The organism is Bradyrhizobium frederickii (assembly GCF_004570865.1).
Taxonomy (GTDB): domain Bacteria; phylum Pseudomonadota; class Alphaproteobacteria; order Rhizobiales; family Xanthobacteraceae; genus Bradyrhizobium; species Bradyrhizobium frederickii.
In genome coordinates, this window is record NZ_SPQS01000005.1 from 66388 (window position 1) to 81535 (window position 15148).

Here is a 15148-nt window from a genome sequence, read left to right on the forward strand (position 1 = left end):
GTTTCCTGGGCTACCCCTCTCCCCAACCCTCCCCCGCAAGGGGGGAGGGAGCCTGAAGAGCGTGCTCACCTCACTCGGGAGGACAGCCAGCACTGTTGGCCCCATGCCCCCTCACCCCTTCGCCATCGCGCGATAATCGAGGCGGCGGTGGAACCAGTATTGGTAGCCGCTGATATTCTTCTGCATCGCGACGTTGACGAAGGGCTGGTAGAGCGGGATGCGCGGGATGTCGGTGAAGGCGAGATCGACGAAGCCCTTCACGTCCTTGTCGTAGGCCGCCTTGTCGCCGCTCGCGGCAGCGGTGCGCGCGCCGTCGATCAGCTTGTCCATCTCCGCCGACTTGTAGCTCATGGTGTTGAAGACGGAATTGTTGCCGTGATAGCACCAGTAGAAGAAGTATTCGGGGTAATCGAGCCAGCCCGAGAACACGTTGGTGAAGAGTGGCATCTCCTTCTTGTTCAATTCGGTGCGCCAGTTGGCGCCGGGCACCTTGTTGATGGTGGTCTTGATGCCGATCTGCGCGAGAGATTCCTGCACCAGCACGCAGAGCGGCTCGTTGACGCCGGCGAAGTTGAGATCGAACGAGATCGTGGTCTCGAAACCGTTGGCGTAGCCGGCCTCGGCCAGCAGCGCCTTCGCTTTCTCAATGTCGGTGTTGTATTTGTGCGGCTGCGGCCAGGCCACTTCGGTCGGCTTGTCCTTGGCGGCACCGAACATCGGGTTGGCGAGGCCGAACATCACCGCATCCATGATCTTCTGATAGGGCAGCGCGTAGGCGACGGCCTGGCGCACCTTCGGATTGTCGAAGGGCGGCTTGGTGACGTTCATGCCGATATACTGGATGCCGTTGGAGAACGGCAGCGACACCACGTTGAGCTTGCCGTTGGCCTTCATCTCCTGAAAGTCCTTGTTCGGCAGCTCGTAGGAGATGTCGGCATCGCCGCGCTCCAGCAGCGCGCGGCGGTTGCCGGCCTGCGGCACCATGCGCCAGATCACGCGCTTGATCTTCGGCAGCGGGCCGCAGACCCAGTCGTCGTTGCGCTCCATGATGACTTCGGTGCCGGCGGTCCACTTCGTCACCTTGTAGGCGCCGGAGCCGGCGGTCTGCTGCTTGGTGAATTCGAGACCCCAGGGATCCTTCTCGCTGGCGTTCTTCTTCACCAGCTCGGAATTGACGATGCAGGGCACGATCACGGCCAGATCGGGTATAGTCAGCTTGTCCTTCTTCAGGAAGTCGACGCGCACGGTATGGTCGTCGATGACGACGAACTGCTCCGGCTTGGTGAGCGAGCCCGCGCTCATCTGGAAGGTCGGAAAGCCGCCGACGCTGACGGCGCGGTCGAGCGACCACTTCACGTCCTTGGCGGTGACGGGCGTGCCGTCGTGGAATTTGGCGTTCTTGCGCAGCTTGAAGGTGACCGACATGTCGTCGATCTTGAAGTCCTCGGCGAGCTCGCCCTTGAACTTGTCGCGGTCGTAATAGGGCACGCCGCCGGGGCCGCTCTTCATCTCGTGGCTGATCAGCCGGTCGTAGCAATTCCAGGACACCTCATAGCCCGGCACGTTGGTGCCGACGCCGTGGATATCGAGATTGTTGGGGCCGCCTTCCGAGACGATCAGCAGCGTCTCCGAGCGGGCGTCGGCATAGGCGGTGGAGATCACGGACGGCATGGCCGGAAGCGCCGCTCCGGCGGCCAACCCGGAAACGGATTTGAGGAAATCGCGGCGCTTCATGAAATGCTCCAACACAAAGGGTTTGGTTGGAACCGGATTCGCAAGGTTCGTGCCAAGGCTTAATGAGGCGTTACGCCTGGCCTAAGGCACTGGGACTAAAAGTCTATTCGCTTTCCTCAAGGAGAAAGGGGGGAGCAACGACACCCAGCATTGCATACAAAGAGATGCCTTTGCCTAAATATTGGGCTATAAGGTGCCGCGACCCATTCCGGAGGCGGTCATGGAGGCCACGACGGAGCGGTACGCCCCAGCCGTCGTTCCCGGGCGATGCCAGCATCGAGCCCGGAATCCATCGGGCGGCAAAACGCGCGGAGCAATGGATTCCGGGCTCGCCGCTGCGCGGCGCCCCGGAATGACGGGAGGCGTGGCGCGCTCACCCCGACCAGATCAGCTCCTGCAATTCGACGAGATTCCCCGCCTTCTCCTGCCAGCCCTCGATGCAGATGTGGCTGTTGAGGTCGCTGGCCCGGTGCAGCAGCATCAAGGCCATCAGGCGGCGCTTGAGCGCAAAGTCCGGCTTCGCATAGCCGAAGCCTTCGAGCAGGCTCTTCACCCGGCCCGGGCGGCCCGCCGCCATGAAGGCGCTGGGGCCGAGCAGGTCGTAGTCGCGCCACCCCGCGAGCACGTCGCCGAAGTCGAACAGGCCCTTGAGCGACCATTGGCCGTCGTCGCAGGCGAGCAAAAAGTTTTCCGGAATGTATTCGCCGATCAGGATCACCGGCGGCGCGTCCATCGGGATCAGCTCTTCTGCATCGCGCAGGAGATCATCGAGGCCGGCGAGAAACTTCGGCGCAAGGCCGAGACGGGTGTGCCTGGCACGGCAGCCCTGCATCTGCCTCCGCAGGAAGTCGTCCCAGCGCGGCTCGATCGAGGCGAGCGGTCCGAGCGGAGTGCGCTGGACGGCCGCGATGGTCTCGCCGATCTGGCGCAGCACGCGCTCCTTCAGGTCTTCCGGCAGTTGCGGCCAGACCTCCGAGCCGAGCGTGCCGGCAAGGCGCGTGATGATCAGATAAGGCCAGCCGTCGCGCATCCCCTCCGCGACGATCTCCGGGATCGGCAGATCGAGACGGCCGGCGAGCTGCGCCAGAGCGCCACGCTCCGAGACGAATTGCGCAGCGAGCAGCGGCGGGAAGATCTTCAGGATCAGCGTCTCGCCGAGACCGACCACGAGATTGGTCCCGGTCGCGAACACATGCGGCGCGCCGATATCGAGACCGTGGCTGCGCGCGATGTCGAGCGCGATTCCAAGCCATTGCGCGGGAGCGGAGCGAAAGGCGCGGAAGCTCTCCGCGTCGGTGAAGTGAGGGAGTGTCATCGATATTGCGCTTGATGCGATTGAGCTCGTCATGCCCGGGCTTGTCCCGGGCATCCACGTTCTTCGTACTGCGTGGCAAGGCGTGGATGGCCGGGACAAGCCCGGCCATGACGCGGTGGAAAGACCTTGCGCGTCAACGTCAAGCCTGGCTTCCTTGCATCGCTACCGCTCCGGGCTTGCGCGCTCGAACTGGCGGAGCAGCTTGTTGCCGCGCTCGACGGCGGAGTCCAGTGCGGCTTGCGCGCTCTTGTGGCCGGCGAAGGCCTGCTCCAGCTCGTCCTCGATCGCGCCGCGGATCAGCACGAAGGAGCCGAGCCGGATGCCCTTCGAATTCTCCGTCGGCGGATGCAGGGTGATCTCCTCGAACGAAATCGCCGAGCCCGGATTGCGCTCGTAGAAGCCTTGCGACCGCGTCAGCTCGAACGCGCCGCGGGTGATCGGCAAGTATCCGGTGTTCTGGTGCCAGGCGGCCTGCACGCCGGGCTGCGACAGATAGGCGAAGAACCGCGCCACGCCCTTGTATTCCTCGCGCGGCCGGTCGCGCAGCACCCACAGCGTGGCGCCGCCGATGATCGAGTTCTGCGGCGCGTCCTTCACGTCGGGCCAATACGGCATCATGCCGTAACCGATCTCGAACTTCGAGTTCGCCTTGATGTCGGCGCGCGTCGCCGAGGAGCCGATGAAGATGCCGCATTCGCCGCGCTGGAAGCGCGGTTCGGCCGCTTGTCCGCGGCCGCCATAGTCGAACACCTTGGTCTTCTGCCATTCGGCGAGCTGGGCGACGTGACGCACGAGGGTGGGATTGTTGATGGTCAATTCCGCATCCAGCCCGGCAAAGCCGTTGGCCCGGCTGGCCACCGGCAGATTGTGGAAGGCGGAGAAATTCTCGACATGGATCCAGGACGGCCAGGACGTGGTGAAGCCGCAAGAAGCGCCGTGGTCGCGCAGGCGCTTTGCAGCCAATCCCAGTGCCGGCCAGGTCTTCGGCGGCGTCTCCGGATCGAGGCCGGCGTCGCGGAACATGGTCTTGTTGTAGTAGAGGATCGGCGTCGAGGAATTGAACGGGAACGACAACAGATTGCCGGCCGCGTCGGTGTAATAGCCGGAGACCGCGGGCAGGTAATCGGCGAGCGAGAACGGCTCGCCCTGGTCCCGCATCAGGTTGAACACCGGGTAGATCGCGCCTTTGGCCGCGGTCATGGTGGCGGTGGCGACCTCGTTGACCTGGACGATCGCGGGCTGGCTGCGCGAGCGGAAGGCGAAGATCGCGGCCGTCACCGTCTCGGTGTAATTGCCCTTGTAGACAGGCACGATGCGGTAATCGGACTGCGAGGCGTTGAAGTCGGCAGCGAGCTTTTCCAGCTGCCGGCCGAGCTCGCCGGACATGGCGTGCCACCACGCGATCTCGGTGGCGGCCTGCGCCGGTGCGGCGAATGCGAGGGCCGCAAAGGCGGCGACGAGCTGCAAAAGGCGCAATGCTGACCTCACGATGGCTCTTCCCAGAACGCACGGCGGAGGCCGGCCGCCCTGCTTAAGGCGCGGCATATCGAGTTTCAACCGGGATGAACGGCGGCCGCGCCGCACAATCGGCTCGCGGGCCCGGCGCGGGATGGCCTTCCCTTAACCATCTGCTAGATTGCATTGAACCTTTTGCTCCCGCCATAGACTCCACCACTGAGGGGTTGAGTGTGCCAGTGTTGAACCGTGCCGAACTCTCGCGGACCGGGGTGATCTTCGTCGCGCTTCTGCTTGCCGCGGTCTCGATGGACATGCGCGCGACGGGTGCCGTTGCGCGTGAATTTCGCGCCGCCGACACCCAGGCCGAGAACTACCCGACCGTCCAGGCGCTGCGCTATATGGGCGCCCTGATCGCCGAGCGCACCCAGGGCCGCCACGAGATCAAGGTGTTCCACTCCCGCCAGCTCGGCGAGGAAAAGGAGACCATCGAGCAGACCCGGGCCGGCGCGATCGACCTCAACCGGACCAACGTGGCGCTGATCGGCAACTTCGTTCCGGCGATGAACGTGCTCGCCATGCCGTTCCTGTTCCGGTCCATCGAGCACATGCAGAAGGTGCTGGACGGGCCTGTTGGCAGCGAGATCCTCGATAGTTTCGAGCCCTACGGCTTCGTCGGGCTCGCCTTTTACGATTCCGGCGCGCGGTCGATCTACAACGGCGTCCGCCCGGTGCGGGGGCTTGCGGATCTCAAGGGATTGCGGATCCGGGTGCAGCAGTCGGAGTTGATGAGCCAGATGGTCCGCGCGCTCGGCGCCGAGCCGGTCGAGCTGCCCTACGGGCAGGTGCTCACCGGTCTCGCCAACCATCTGATCGACGGCGCGGAAAACAACTGGCCATCCTTCGTGACGACGGACCATTACAAGCATGCCGGCCACTACACCCTCACCGAGCACACGATGAGCCCCGAGGTTCTCGTGATCTCGCTGAAGGCCTGGCAGAGCCTGTCGCCGGACGACCGGAACATCTTTCGGGAGGCCGCCCAGCGCTCCAGCCGGTTCATGCGGGAGAAATGGCGCGACCTCGAGGAGCAATCGCAGCGCAAGGCGCAGGCAGCCGGCGTCACCGTCATCAGGGATATCGACCGCAAGCCGTTCGAGGACGCGATGGCCCCGATCTACGCCAAGGCCGGGCGCGATCCCGCCGCGGCCGCGCTGATCGAACGCATTCGCAAGGTGGAGTGAGCCGCGTTGGCTGCGCTTGGACATCACGAGCACGCGGAACGGCCGCCCGGCCCGATCGGGCGGATGCGCGCGCGCCTGGTCGGCGTGCTGCGGGCGGTGCCGATCCGCTGGCGCATCCTGTCGATCGCCGCGCTGAATTCCGCCGTGGTGGTGGTGCTGGTGGCGATGATCTGGAACGGCGCGCAGGTGCTGGGCTCGGCCTGGGACGATGTCCGTCAGGTGCGCGAATCCGACCGGATCCTGGCGCTGCTCGAAAGCGAGACCGGACGGCTGCACAATCTGATCCACCGCTACATCAACCAGCCGAGCCCGGACCTGTTCGCCGAGATCCTTTTGCTGCGCGAGGCGGTGCTGGGCACGTTGTCCAACCGCGCCGCCAAGGACCCGATGCTGTCGGGCTCGGTCGAGGAGCTGGAGCGCACCACCGACCGCTTCCTCAACGGCTTCGGCGAGCTGCGCAGCGTGCAGTCCACCATCGCGAAGACCTATGAGGAGCAGGTGCAGGGCCCGGCCCGGGACATGGCCGGCCTCTACTCCATCATCGAGGGCGCCACCGGCCACCGCGACGCGCTGATCTGGCCCTCGCTCGGAAAATCCCGCGAGGCCTTCACCGCGATGCTGGTCGCCGCCAATTCCTATTACCTGTCGCTGTCGACGGGCGCGGCCGACGACGCGCGCCGCAACACCGAGACGATCGAGAAGACGATTCCCGTGATGATCGATCTCGCCGACAACGATCTCCAGCGCATGGCGCTGCAGCGGCTCGGCGCCCGCACCGCCGCGCTGCGCGAAGGCTTTGCCAAGCTGTCCGAGCAGCTCGCGAGCCGCACCGAGCTCTTGCGCAACAGCATCGACGCCAGCCAGGCCGAGGCGATCGGCGCCATCGACGACCTCTCCACCAAGATGCGCCAGCGCGAACAGAAGGCGCAGGAGACCTTTGACCGCACGCTGGCGGATATCTCGCGGCGGGTGCTGTCGATCGCGGTGATCTTCCTCGGCATCATCCTCACCGCCGGCGTGATGATCGCGCTGTCGATCCGGCTGCCGCTGCAGCAGATCATGACCGCGATGCGCGCGATCACGCTCGGCGACCTCGACCGCGAGGTGCAGGGCACCAAGGCGCGCGACGAGGTCGGCGCGATGGCACGCGCGGTGGAGGTGTTCCGCGAGAACGCCATCGCCAAGCGCCAGACCGAGGACGAGCTGCGCGCCTCCAAGGAGAAGGCCGAGAGCGCGCTGCTCGAGCTCAATACCGCGCAGCAGAATTTGATCGATGCCGAGCGGCTGGCCGCGCTCGGCGGCCTCGTTGCCGGCGTCGCGCACGAGGTCAACAACCCGATCGGCATCAGCCTCACGGTTGCCTCGAGCTTTGCCCGGCGCACCGAGATCTTCGAGGCCCAGCTCAGGGGCGACGGCGGCCTGCGCCGCTCGCAGCTGGAAGAATTCGTGCAGTCCTCGCGCGACGCCTCGCAGCAGCTGGTCGCCAATCTCCAGCGCGCCGGCGAGCTGATCCAGTCGTTCAAGCAGGTCGCGGTCGACCGCTCCCATGCCGAGCGGCGGCAATTCTCGCTCAGTGAGGCCACCGACCAGATCATCGCCAGCCTGCGCCCGGTCTTGAAGCGCTCGCCGATCACGCTCGAGGTCGACGTGCCCGAGGGGCTGCTGCTCGACGGCTATCCCGGCTCCTATGGCCAGATCCTGACCAACCTGTTCCTCAACGCCGCCAACCACGCCTTCGCCGACGGCCGCGCCGGCACCATCACGATCTCGGCGCGGCCGCGCGGCACCGACGATGTCGAGCTCATCTTCACCGATGACGGGGCCGGCATGACCCCGGACGTGCAGCGCCAGGCCTTTGACCCTTTCTTTACCACCCGGCGCAATGAAGGCGGCACGGGACTTGGCCTGCATATCGTCTATAACCTCGTCACCCAGCAGCTCGGCGGCCGCATGATGCTGGAATCCAAGCTGGGACAAGGCACTACTTTTCGCATTATCATGCCCCGCATCGCCAAGGGCGGTGCGCAAAGCACAGAAAGTGACGGGACTTCTCAATGGCCGAACAGGACGATGTCCTCCACCTGATCGACGACACCGGTACCGCGTCGGAGGATAGCAGCGCCCGGAAGTGGAAGATCGCCGTCATCGACGACGATCCGGCGGTGCATGACGGCACCCGCTTCGCGCTGTCCGACTACAGCCTCAACGGCCAGAGCCTGGAGATCCTGTCGGCCTATTCCGCGGCGGAAGGGCGCAAGCTGATGGCCGAGCACAGCGACATCGCCGCCGTGCTGCTCGACGTCATCATGGAGACCGACGTCGCCGGCCTCGAGCTGGTCGAGTTCATCCGCAACGAGATCAAGAACGAGACCGTGCGCATCATCCTGCGCACCGGCCAGCCCGGCCAGGCGCCGGAGCGGCGCGTGATCGTGCAGTACGACATCAACGACTACAAGGCCAAGACCGAGCTCACCGCCGACAAGCTGTTCACCTCGCTGACGGCGGCGCTGCGCTCCTATCAGCAGCTCGAGCGCATGGTGCAGACAAGGCGCGGGCTCGAGATCATCATCGACGCCGCCTCGACGCTGTACGACTTCAAGTCGATGCAGCGGCTCGCCGAGGGCGTGCTGACCCAGCTCGCCTCGCTGCTCAACGTCGACTGCGCCGGCATCCTGGTTCTGCGCGACAATGGCGGTCTCGACCCCGAGCTCTCGGTGCTCGCCGGCAGCGGCTGCTACAGCCGCTTCATCGGCACCACGACGTCGAAGGCGCTCGACCCCGATCTGCGCGAGATGGTGGAGGCCGCGTTCCAGCGCCGCAAGAACGAATTCGCCGACCACCGCAGCGTGATCTATCTGCGCACCGGGTCGGGCCGCGAGGTGGTGGTGCTGCTGCAGGCCGAGCGCGAGCTGTCGGAGACCGACCGCTCGCTGGTCGAGATCTTCTCCTCCAGGCTCTCGATCGCCTTCGACAACGTGATTCTGTATCAGCAGCTGCAGGACGCCAACACGCAGCTGGAGGACCGCGTCGCCCAGCGCACCCGCGCGTTGATGCAGGCCAACCGCCGCCTCTCGGCGCAATGGCTGCGGCTGCAGCGCGCCAACGGCTTCAAGAACGAGATTTTGGGCACCGTCGCGCACGATCTGAAGAACCCGCTCGGCGTCATTCTCGGCCGCACCGAGATGCTGAAGGAGCTGATCTCGACCGCCGCGTCGCAAAGCGGCGTGGTCGCGCAGGTCGACCACATCCGCGACGCCACCAAGCGCCTGATCACGATGGTCGACCATCTGATCTCGGACGCAATGGCCGACGCCTTCGACATCACCATCCGCCGCGAGCCGGTCGACGTCGCCGCTTTGGTCAAGGAGGTCGCCGAAGCCAACCAGCCGCTGGCCGTCAACAAGCAGCAGGCGATCAGCGTCACCGCGCCGGCCAACATCGTCACCATGTGCGACATCGACCGCATCCGCGAGGCGATCGACAACCTCATCAGCAACGCCATCAAATACTCGCCGATCGGCGGCAGGATCAACGTCGCCGTCAGCGATGAGAGCGGCGACACCACCGTCCGCATCAGCGACGAGGGCGCCGGCCTGTCGCCGGAGGATCTCGGCCGTCTGTTCGGCCGCTTCCAGCGGCTGTCGGCCAAGCCGACCGCCGGCGAGAGCTCGACCGGCCTCGGCCTCTCCATCGTCAAGCGCATCGTCGACATGCATGGCGGCGAGGTGACCGCCGACAGCGCCGGGCCCGGCCAGGGTTCGACCTTCACCATCACCCTTCCCGCGACCGAAATGCCGTGATCGAGAGACCATGACCCAAAGCCAGCACATCATGATCGTCGACGACGAAGCCCCGGCCCGGGAGATGGTCGGCGATTATCTCAAGATGCACGGCTTCACCGTGACGCTGTGCGACGGCGGCAAGTCGCTGCGCACGGCGATCCAGGGCAGCATGCCCGATCTTGTCGTGCTCGACCTCAACATGCCGGAGGAAGACGGCCTCTCGATCATCCGCGACCTCAAGAGCCGCATCAACGTGCCGGTCATCATGCTGACGGCGACGGCGAGCCCGATCGACCGCGTCGTCGGACTCGAGCTCGGCGCCGACGATTACGTGGCCAAGCCCTGCGAGCTGCGCGAGCTGATGGCGCGCATCCGCTCGGTGCTGCGCCGGAGCGTGCCGGCCAAGGCGGCCGCGCCGGAGGCGGCGGCGAAATCCGACAAGGACCAGCTGGTGCGCTTCGGCACCAAATGGCTCGATCTCGAAGCGCAGGCCTTGCGCGACGACGAGGGCAACGAGCATCCGCTGACCGCGTCCGAGTTCGGGCTGTTGAAAGTGTTCGCGGCCAATCCGAAGCGCGTGCTGTCGCGCGAACGCCTGCTGGAATTGGCCAATGCGCGCGACGCCGAAGCCTTCGACCGCGCCGTCGACCTGCGCATCATGCGCATCCGCCGCAAGATCGAGCCCGATCCGGCCAAGCCGGCCGTGATCCGCACCATCCGCGGCGGCGGCTACCTGTTCTCGCCGCAGGGTGAGAAGGCGTAGCGGCGGGCGTAGAGGGCGGCACCCTCCACTGTCGTCCCGGACAAGCGCGCCCTCAGGCGCGCGCCGATCCGGGACCCAGAATCACAGGCCGCGCTTTGACGCCGGGCTGGTAACTCCGAATCTTCGTCAAACTACTCCCTGTGGTTATGGGTCCCGGCTTCGCTTCGCGCCCCGGGACGACAGGGGTGGGTGCGGCACGGCCGAACGCAAATCGCCGGGATTCGTTCCGTGGCGTCCCCGTCCGCCTCTCAAGGCCTCCTCCCGTATTTTCCGTACATTGAAATTGCACGCTTTTTTGCCTCGAATGTTTCGTCGCGCTCCCTCCGACGAAACAATTTGGCGGCGCACGAAACCATTTTCCGCTTTTCGTGCAGACGTCCCGAAACGTTGGCTGATTAACACTTTGGTCCAAGGAAACGCCGCTCGGTTGCGGCGCTACGGGGAGCCAAGTCCATGCCGAACGTCATCGCCATCAACGCCCAAGCCAGCCAGAGCATCATCGCCGCTCAGGCGACCTCGGACGACATGCTCCTCGAAAGCATTGCCGACGGCAACCGGACGGCCATGCACATCCTTTATTGCCGGCACAATGTGCGGGTGTACCGCTTCATCCTGCGCATCGTGCGCGACGCCACCGCGGCGGAAGACCTCGTCAGCCAGGTGTTTCTGGACGTGTGGCGAACCGCCGGCCAGTTCCAGGGCCGTTCCCAGGTCTCGACCTGGCTGCTCTCGATCGCCCGCTTCAAGGCCCTGACCGCGATGCGCCAGCGCCGCTTCGAGGACATCGACCAGGAGGACGTGCGCCAGATTCCCGACGGTAACGATACGCCCGAGACCTCGCTCGACCGCAGCGACACCAGCGCCATCCTGCGCGCCTGCGTGCAGAAGCTGTCGCCCGCCCATCGCGAGATCATCAACCTGATCTACTATCACGAGAAGTCGGTGGAGGAGGTCGGGCAGATCATCGGCATTCCCCAGAGCACCGTGAAGACGCGGATGTTCTACGCCCGCAAGCAATTGGCCGAATTGCTTAAAGGCTGCGGCGTCGAGCGCTTCGCCGCCTGAAGTTTCGATATTTCAATGGGATAGGACCTTGCTTTTGGTCCTGTCCGGGACACGGAAGTGTTACCGCCCACGAAACAATTGAAACAAAGCACAACATCAGGCGGAAAAACTTCCCCCCTATAAAGTTCACATACGGTTTTGCTTAAACCTCCCAAGGACCTCCAACGACCCGGACGGGATGCCCCCCTCCGGGTCGTTTTGTGTCTTGGGGGGCTCCGAGCTCATGTCGCGCGCTAAGTGAGGCGGGCACCGACCTCTCATTCCCTCCCCCCTTGCGGGGGAGGGAGCGCACCGTCCCTGGGGCCACCGGGGTTGCCTCGCCAAGCCACCTACTCTCGGCGGTCGCGCTGCTGCTCGGTGCGCTGATGGGCTGTTCGATTTCGATCCGAATTTGCTGCGCGAGGCCGCCTGCTGCTCAACGCCAGCAGCTGATGCCGCACGGACATCGCGCGGCGGGTTTCAGTTGCCGGCCTTGTTGCTTGACTCCACAAACCCGTCCGTGGAGTTTCCAAGGCGACGCAATCATCCGCCCGCGATGGACGACACCACCACCAGCAGCGACATTCGCCTCCGTGAAGGCTCCTCGATCGCGCAGCGGCTGGTGATGTCCGGCTTTGCGGCCGCCGTTGCGCTCTGCTTCACCCCCGGCCTGTTCACGCACGACACCATGGAGATCATCATCTCCGTGGTCGCGCTGCTGGTCGGCGCCGGATTCGTCGTCGGCATCATGATGGCGCCGGCGGTGGTGTGGATCATCACATCGGATGAAATCCTGATCGGACAGCAGCGCCCGTTCGGAAAGCTCCGTACCAGGATCATCGCCAAGGACGACATCGCCGGCTTGCAGGTTCCCGGCAGCAAGAGGACGAAAGCCCGCTTCCAGCTGGCGTTCACATTGGCCTCGGGAGAGCGGTTGACGTCGCCGCCGATCTCGGACGTCACGCACGTTCATGACACCGTGGCGCGGATCGCCGCGCAGTTCGACGTTCCTGACGTCGAGGCGCCGAGCAATCCGCTCGATGCCAGCAATCCCGAGATGCGTCTCGGCGATCCGCTCGAGCCGTTTTCCGCCCGGGACATCCGGATCGTTGCGTTCATTGCCCTCGCCCTGTGCGCGGTGCCCTACGCCTACAAGCTCTGGCGGGGGCTATCGCCGACCCATGTCGACATCCTGCTGCTGCCGCTCGGCGCGCTCGCCGCCTTCGCCGTGCACCGCTACGCCAACCTCGTCACCGGCGCGTTCTGGATCATCCGGCAAGCCGACATCCGCGTCGAACGCCTGTGGGGCGACGGCAGCTTGCGCGCCGACCATATCGAGGGGCGCGACGTGAAGACGATCACGGTCGAGCGCCGCGGCCGGTCCGAGGACGAGCATTGCATCGTGGCGATCCGGCTGCATTCGGGGCAAAGATTTCGCAGCCCCCGCATCGGATCGCGGGTCGAGGCGCGCGCGGTGGCGACCGAGATCGTGCGGCGGCTCGGGATCGCGCCGGAGAGCAACAAGATCTGACTGGCGCTTGGCAATGGTCGGAGACGGTCTTTCCGCGACTTCGGTCTGAGCCTCTCCCGCTTGCGGGAGAGGTCGCCGCGTCCCGGGCGATGCGAAGCATCGTCCCGCGCGGCGGGTGAGGGTTCTTTCCTCTAGGGGAGTGTCCCATTGTGGAGACACCCTCTCCCCCGCCCTCCCCCGCAAGCGGGGGAGGGAGCGCAGTACCGCCTTGGCCACGACCTAAGCTTTTCGCGCCATCCCCCGTTTGTGGCATTGCCCGGCTTCGTCAAGAAACCATAGGCATTCTAGTGACATACTAGAGCGGCGCGCCATCAACTTGCCATGAACTTGCCCCTCAGGTTTGATGGCTTTGAATGATTTGCGCTGTGGCAGCGGGGAGAGATTGAAATGGCGGATTTTCGTCACCTGACCGGAATATGCGTGGCCGCGATCGGCCTGTTCCTGTCCGCGCCGCAAAGCTTCGCCCAGCAGCCGGACCGCGGCGACGAGCCGGGCCTGGTTGCCGACGACGGCTATCAGCTCGAGCCGGAATGGCAGAAGCAGGTGGTCTATTTCCGCACCACCGAAGCGCCGGGCACGATCATCGTCTCGACCGCCGAACGGCACCTGTATCTGGTGCAGCCCGGCGGGCGCGCGATCCGCTACGGCATCGGCGTCGGCCGCGACGGCTTTCAGTGGCAGGGGCTGGTGACCATCACCAACAAGAAGGAGTGGCCGGACTGGACGCCGCCGCCGGAGATGATCCAGCGCCAGCCCTATCTGCCGCGCTTCATGGCCGGCGGCCCCGGCAATCCGTTAGGGGCCCGCGCCATGTATCTGGGCACTACCGTCTACCGTATCCACGGCACCAACCGCCCCGACACGATCGGGACCAAGGTGTCCTCGGGCTGCTTCCGCCTCGTCAACAACGACGTCGCCGATCTCTACGACCGCGTCCCTGTCGGCACCAAGGTGGTCATCCGGCAGAAGCCTGAGCTCTGAGACTCATGATTCGAGCGTGATCTCTTCGGACGACCGCGTCGCCTTGCCGGCGCGGCTTGTCCGGACCGGGATCATGCTCTCCCGCCCTCGCCTGATTCCTTTTCCCGATTTTTCGAGAGAACAACATGATGCGCACTTTTCGTGGCGGCCTGCTGATCGGGCTCGCGGTCGCCGTGCTGGTCGCCGTCCTGGCCATCATCTATGAATTCTACGACACCCGCACGCTGAAGCGCACCGTGCGCCGCGGCGAGGTGCTGTGCGGCGTCAACAAGGGCCTGCCGGGCTTCTCGATCCCCGACGACAAGGGCAACTGGACCGGCTTCGACGTCGATTTCTGCCGCGCGGTCGCCGCCGCGATCTTCAACGACCCGGGCAAGGCGAAGTTCGTTCCGCTCGACGCCAACGAGCGCTTCAAGGAATTGCAGAGCCGGAAAGTCGACATCCTGTCGCGCAACTCGACCTGGAGCATGGCGCGCGAGCTCGACTACGATCTCTACTTCCCCGCGGTCGCCTATTACGACGGCGTCGGCTTCATGCTGCCGCGGTCGCGCAACAAGGAAACCTCGCTCGACCTTGATGGCAGCAAGGTCTGCGTGCAGACCGGGACCACGACCGTGCTCAACGTCGCCGACTACTTCCGTGCCAACAACATGAAGTACGACGAGGTGAAGTTCGAGAAGCTCGACGATGTCGTCAAAGCCTACGACACCGGCAAATGCGACACCTTCTCCGCCGACGTTTCCCAGCTCTATGCGCTCAGGCTGAATCTGTCCAAGCCCGGCGACCACATGATCCTGCCCGACATGATCTCCAAGGAGCCGCTTGCCCCCGTCGTGCGCCAGCGCGACGACGACTGGATGATGATCGTGAAGTGGACGCTCTACGCGATGATCAACGCCGAGGAGTTAGGTGTGACCTCGGAGAACATCGACGAGGCCTTGAAGTCGAAGAAGCCGGAAGTGATGCGCCTCGTCGGCACCGAAGGTCGTTACGGGGAGCAGCTCGGCCTCACCAAGGACTGGGCCGCCCGCATCATCCGCCACGTCGGCAATTACGGCGAGATGTACGAGCGCAATATCGGCGAGAAATCGAAGCTGAAGATTCCACGCGGCATGAACCAGCTGTGGAACGCGGGCGGCGTGCAATACGCGCCGCCGATGCGGTAACAGGTCATTGCGAGCGCAGCGACGCAATCCAGTATTCCGCGGTGATGGGCTGGATTGCTTCGTCGCTGCGCTCCTCGCAATGACGGATTCTGGCCGGCGCTCTTCACAATTCAACTGTCATCGCCCGCGAAAG

11 protein-coding genes are annotated in these 15148 nt (G+C 65.0%); 8 read left to right on the forward strand and 3 right to left on the reverse strand.

What is annotated here, in order from left to right:
• Positions 1-111: 111 nt before the first annotated feature.
• The 3 genes from E4K64_RS10170 to ugpB all read right to left on the reverse strand — a co-directional run bounded on the left by E4K64_RS10170 (position 112) and on the right by ugpB (position 4552).
• Entirely contained in the window at positions 112-1734 is a 1623-nt protein-coding gene (locus E4K64_RS10170) for an ABC transporter substrate-binding protein (protein WP_135163391.1), read from the reverse strand.
• A gap of 373 nt (positions 1735-2107) precedes the next feature.
• On the reverse strand, positions 2108-3049 hold the full coding sequence (locus E4K64_RS10175; RefSeq protein WP_167771923.1) for an aminoglycoside phosphotransferase family protein: 942 nt from the start codon (positions 3047-3049) through the stop codon (positions 2108-2110).
• 162 nt (positions 3050-3211) lie between these two features.
• The gene (ugpB, locus tag E4K64_RS10180; RefSeq protein WP_135163621.1) at positions 3212-4552 is read right to left on the reverse strand and encodes a sn-glycerol-3-phosphate ABC transporter substrate-binding protein UgpB; all 1341 of its coding nucleotides are present in this window, start codon (positions 4550-4552) and stop codon (positions 3212-3214) included.
• A 185-nt stretch (positions 4553-4737) separates the two neighbouring features.
• Between ugpB and E4K64_RS10185 the strand changes: the two genes are divergently transcribed.
• The 8 genes from E4K64_RS10185 (at position 4738) to E4K64_RS10220 (ending at position 15015) form a co-directional block, all read left to right on the forward strand.
• Positions 4738-5748, forward strand: coding sequence for a TRAP transporter substrate-binding protein (locus E4K64_RS10185; RefSeq protein WP_135163393.1), 1011 nt, complete (start codon positions 4738-4740; stop codon positions 5746-5748).
• Between the two features lie 63 nt (positions 5749-5811).
• On the forward strand, positions 5812-7833 hold the full coding sequence (locus E4K64_RS10190) for a sensor histidine kinase (RefSeq protein WP_209311960.1): 2022 nt from the start codon (positions 5812-5814) through the stop codon (positions 7831-7833).
• Positions 7803-9548 (forward strand): ATP-binding response regulator, encoded by a 1746-nt coding sequence (locus E4K64_RS10195; RefSeq protein ID WP_135163394.1) that lies wholly within the window; start codon positions 7803-7805, stop codon positions 9546-9548. The genes E4K64_RS10190 and E4K64_RS10195 overlap by 31 nt, the downstream gene beginning before the upstream one ends.
• Before the next feature lie 10 nt (positions 9549-9558).
• A complete protein-coding gene (locus E4K64_RS10200) occupies positions 9559-10293 on the forward strand; it encodes a response regulator (RefSeq protein WP_126257198.1) in 735 nt (244 codons plus the stop codon).
• Between the two features lie 453 nt (positions 10294-10746).
• Positions 10747-11358, forward strand: a complete 612-nt coding sequence (locus tag E4K64_RS10205) for a sigma-70 family RNA polymerase sigma factor (protein ID WP_126257197.1) — start codon at positions 10747-10749, stop codon at positions 11356-11358.
• Between the two features lie 535 nt (positions 11359-11893).
• The gene (locus E4K64_RS10210; RefSeq protein WP_167771924.1) at positions 11894-12868 is read left to right on the forward strand and encodes a hypothetical protein; all 975 of its coding nucleotides are present in this window, start codon (positions 11894-11896) and stop codon (positions 12866-12868) included.
• A 387-nt stretch (positions 12869-13255) separates the two neighbouring features.
• The gene (locus E4K64_RS10215; RefSeq protein WP_126257196.1) at positions 13256-13849 is read left to right on the forward strand and encodes a L,D-transpeptidase; all 594 of its coding nucleotides are present in this window, start codon (positions 13256-13258) and stop codon (positions 13847-13849) included.
• A gap of 128 nt (positions 13850-13977) precedes the next feature.
• Positions 13978-15015, forward strand: coding sequence for an amino acid ABC transporter substrate-binding protein (locus E4K64_RS10220; protein ID WP_135163623.1), 1038 nt, complete (start codon positions 13978-13980; stop codon positions 15013-15015).
• Positions 15016-15148: the final 133 nt, after the last annotated feature.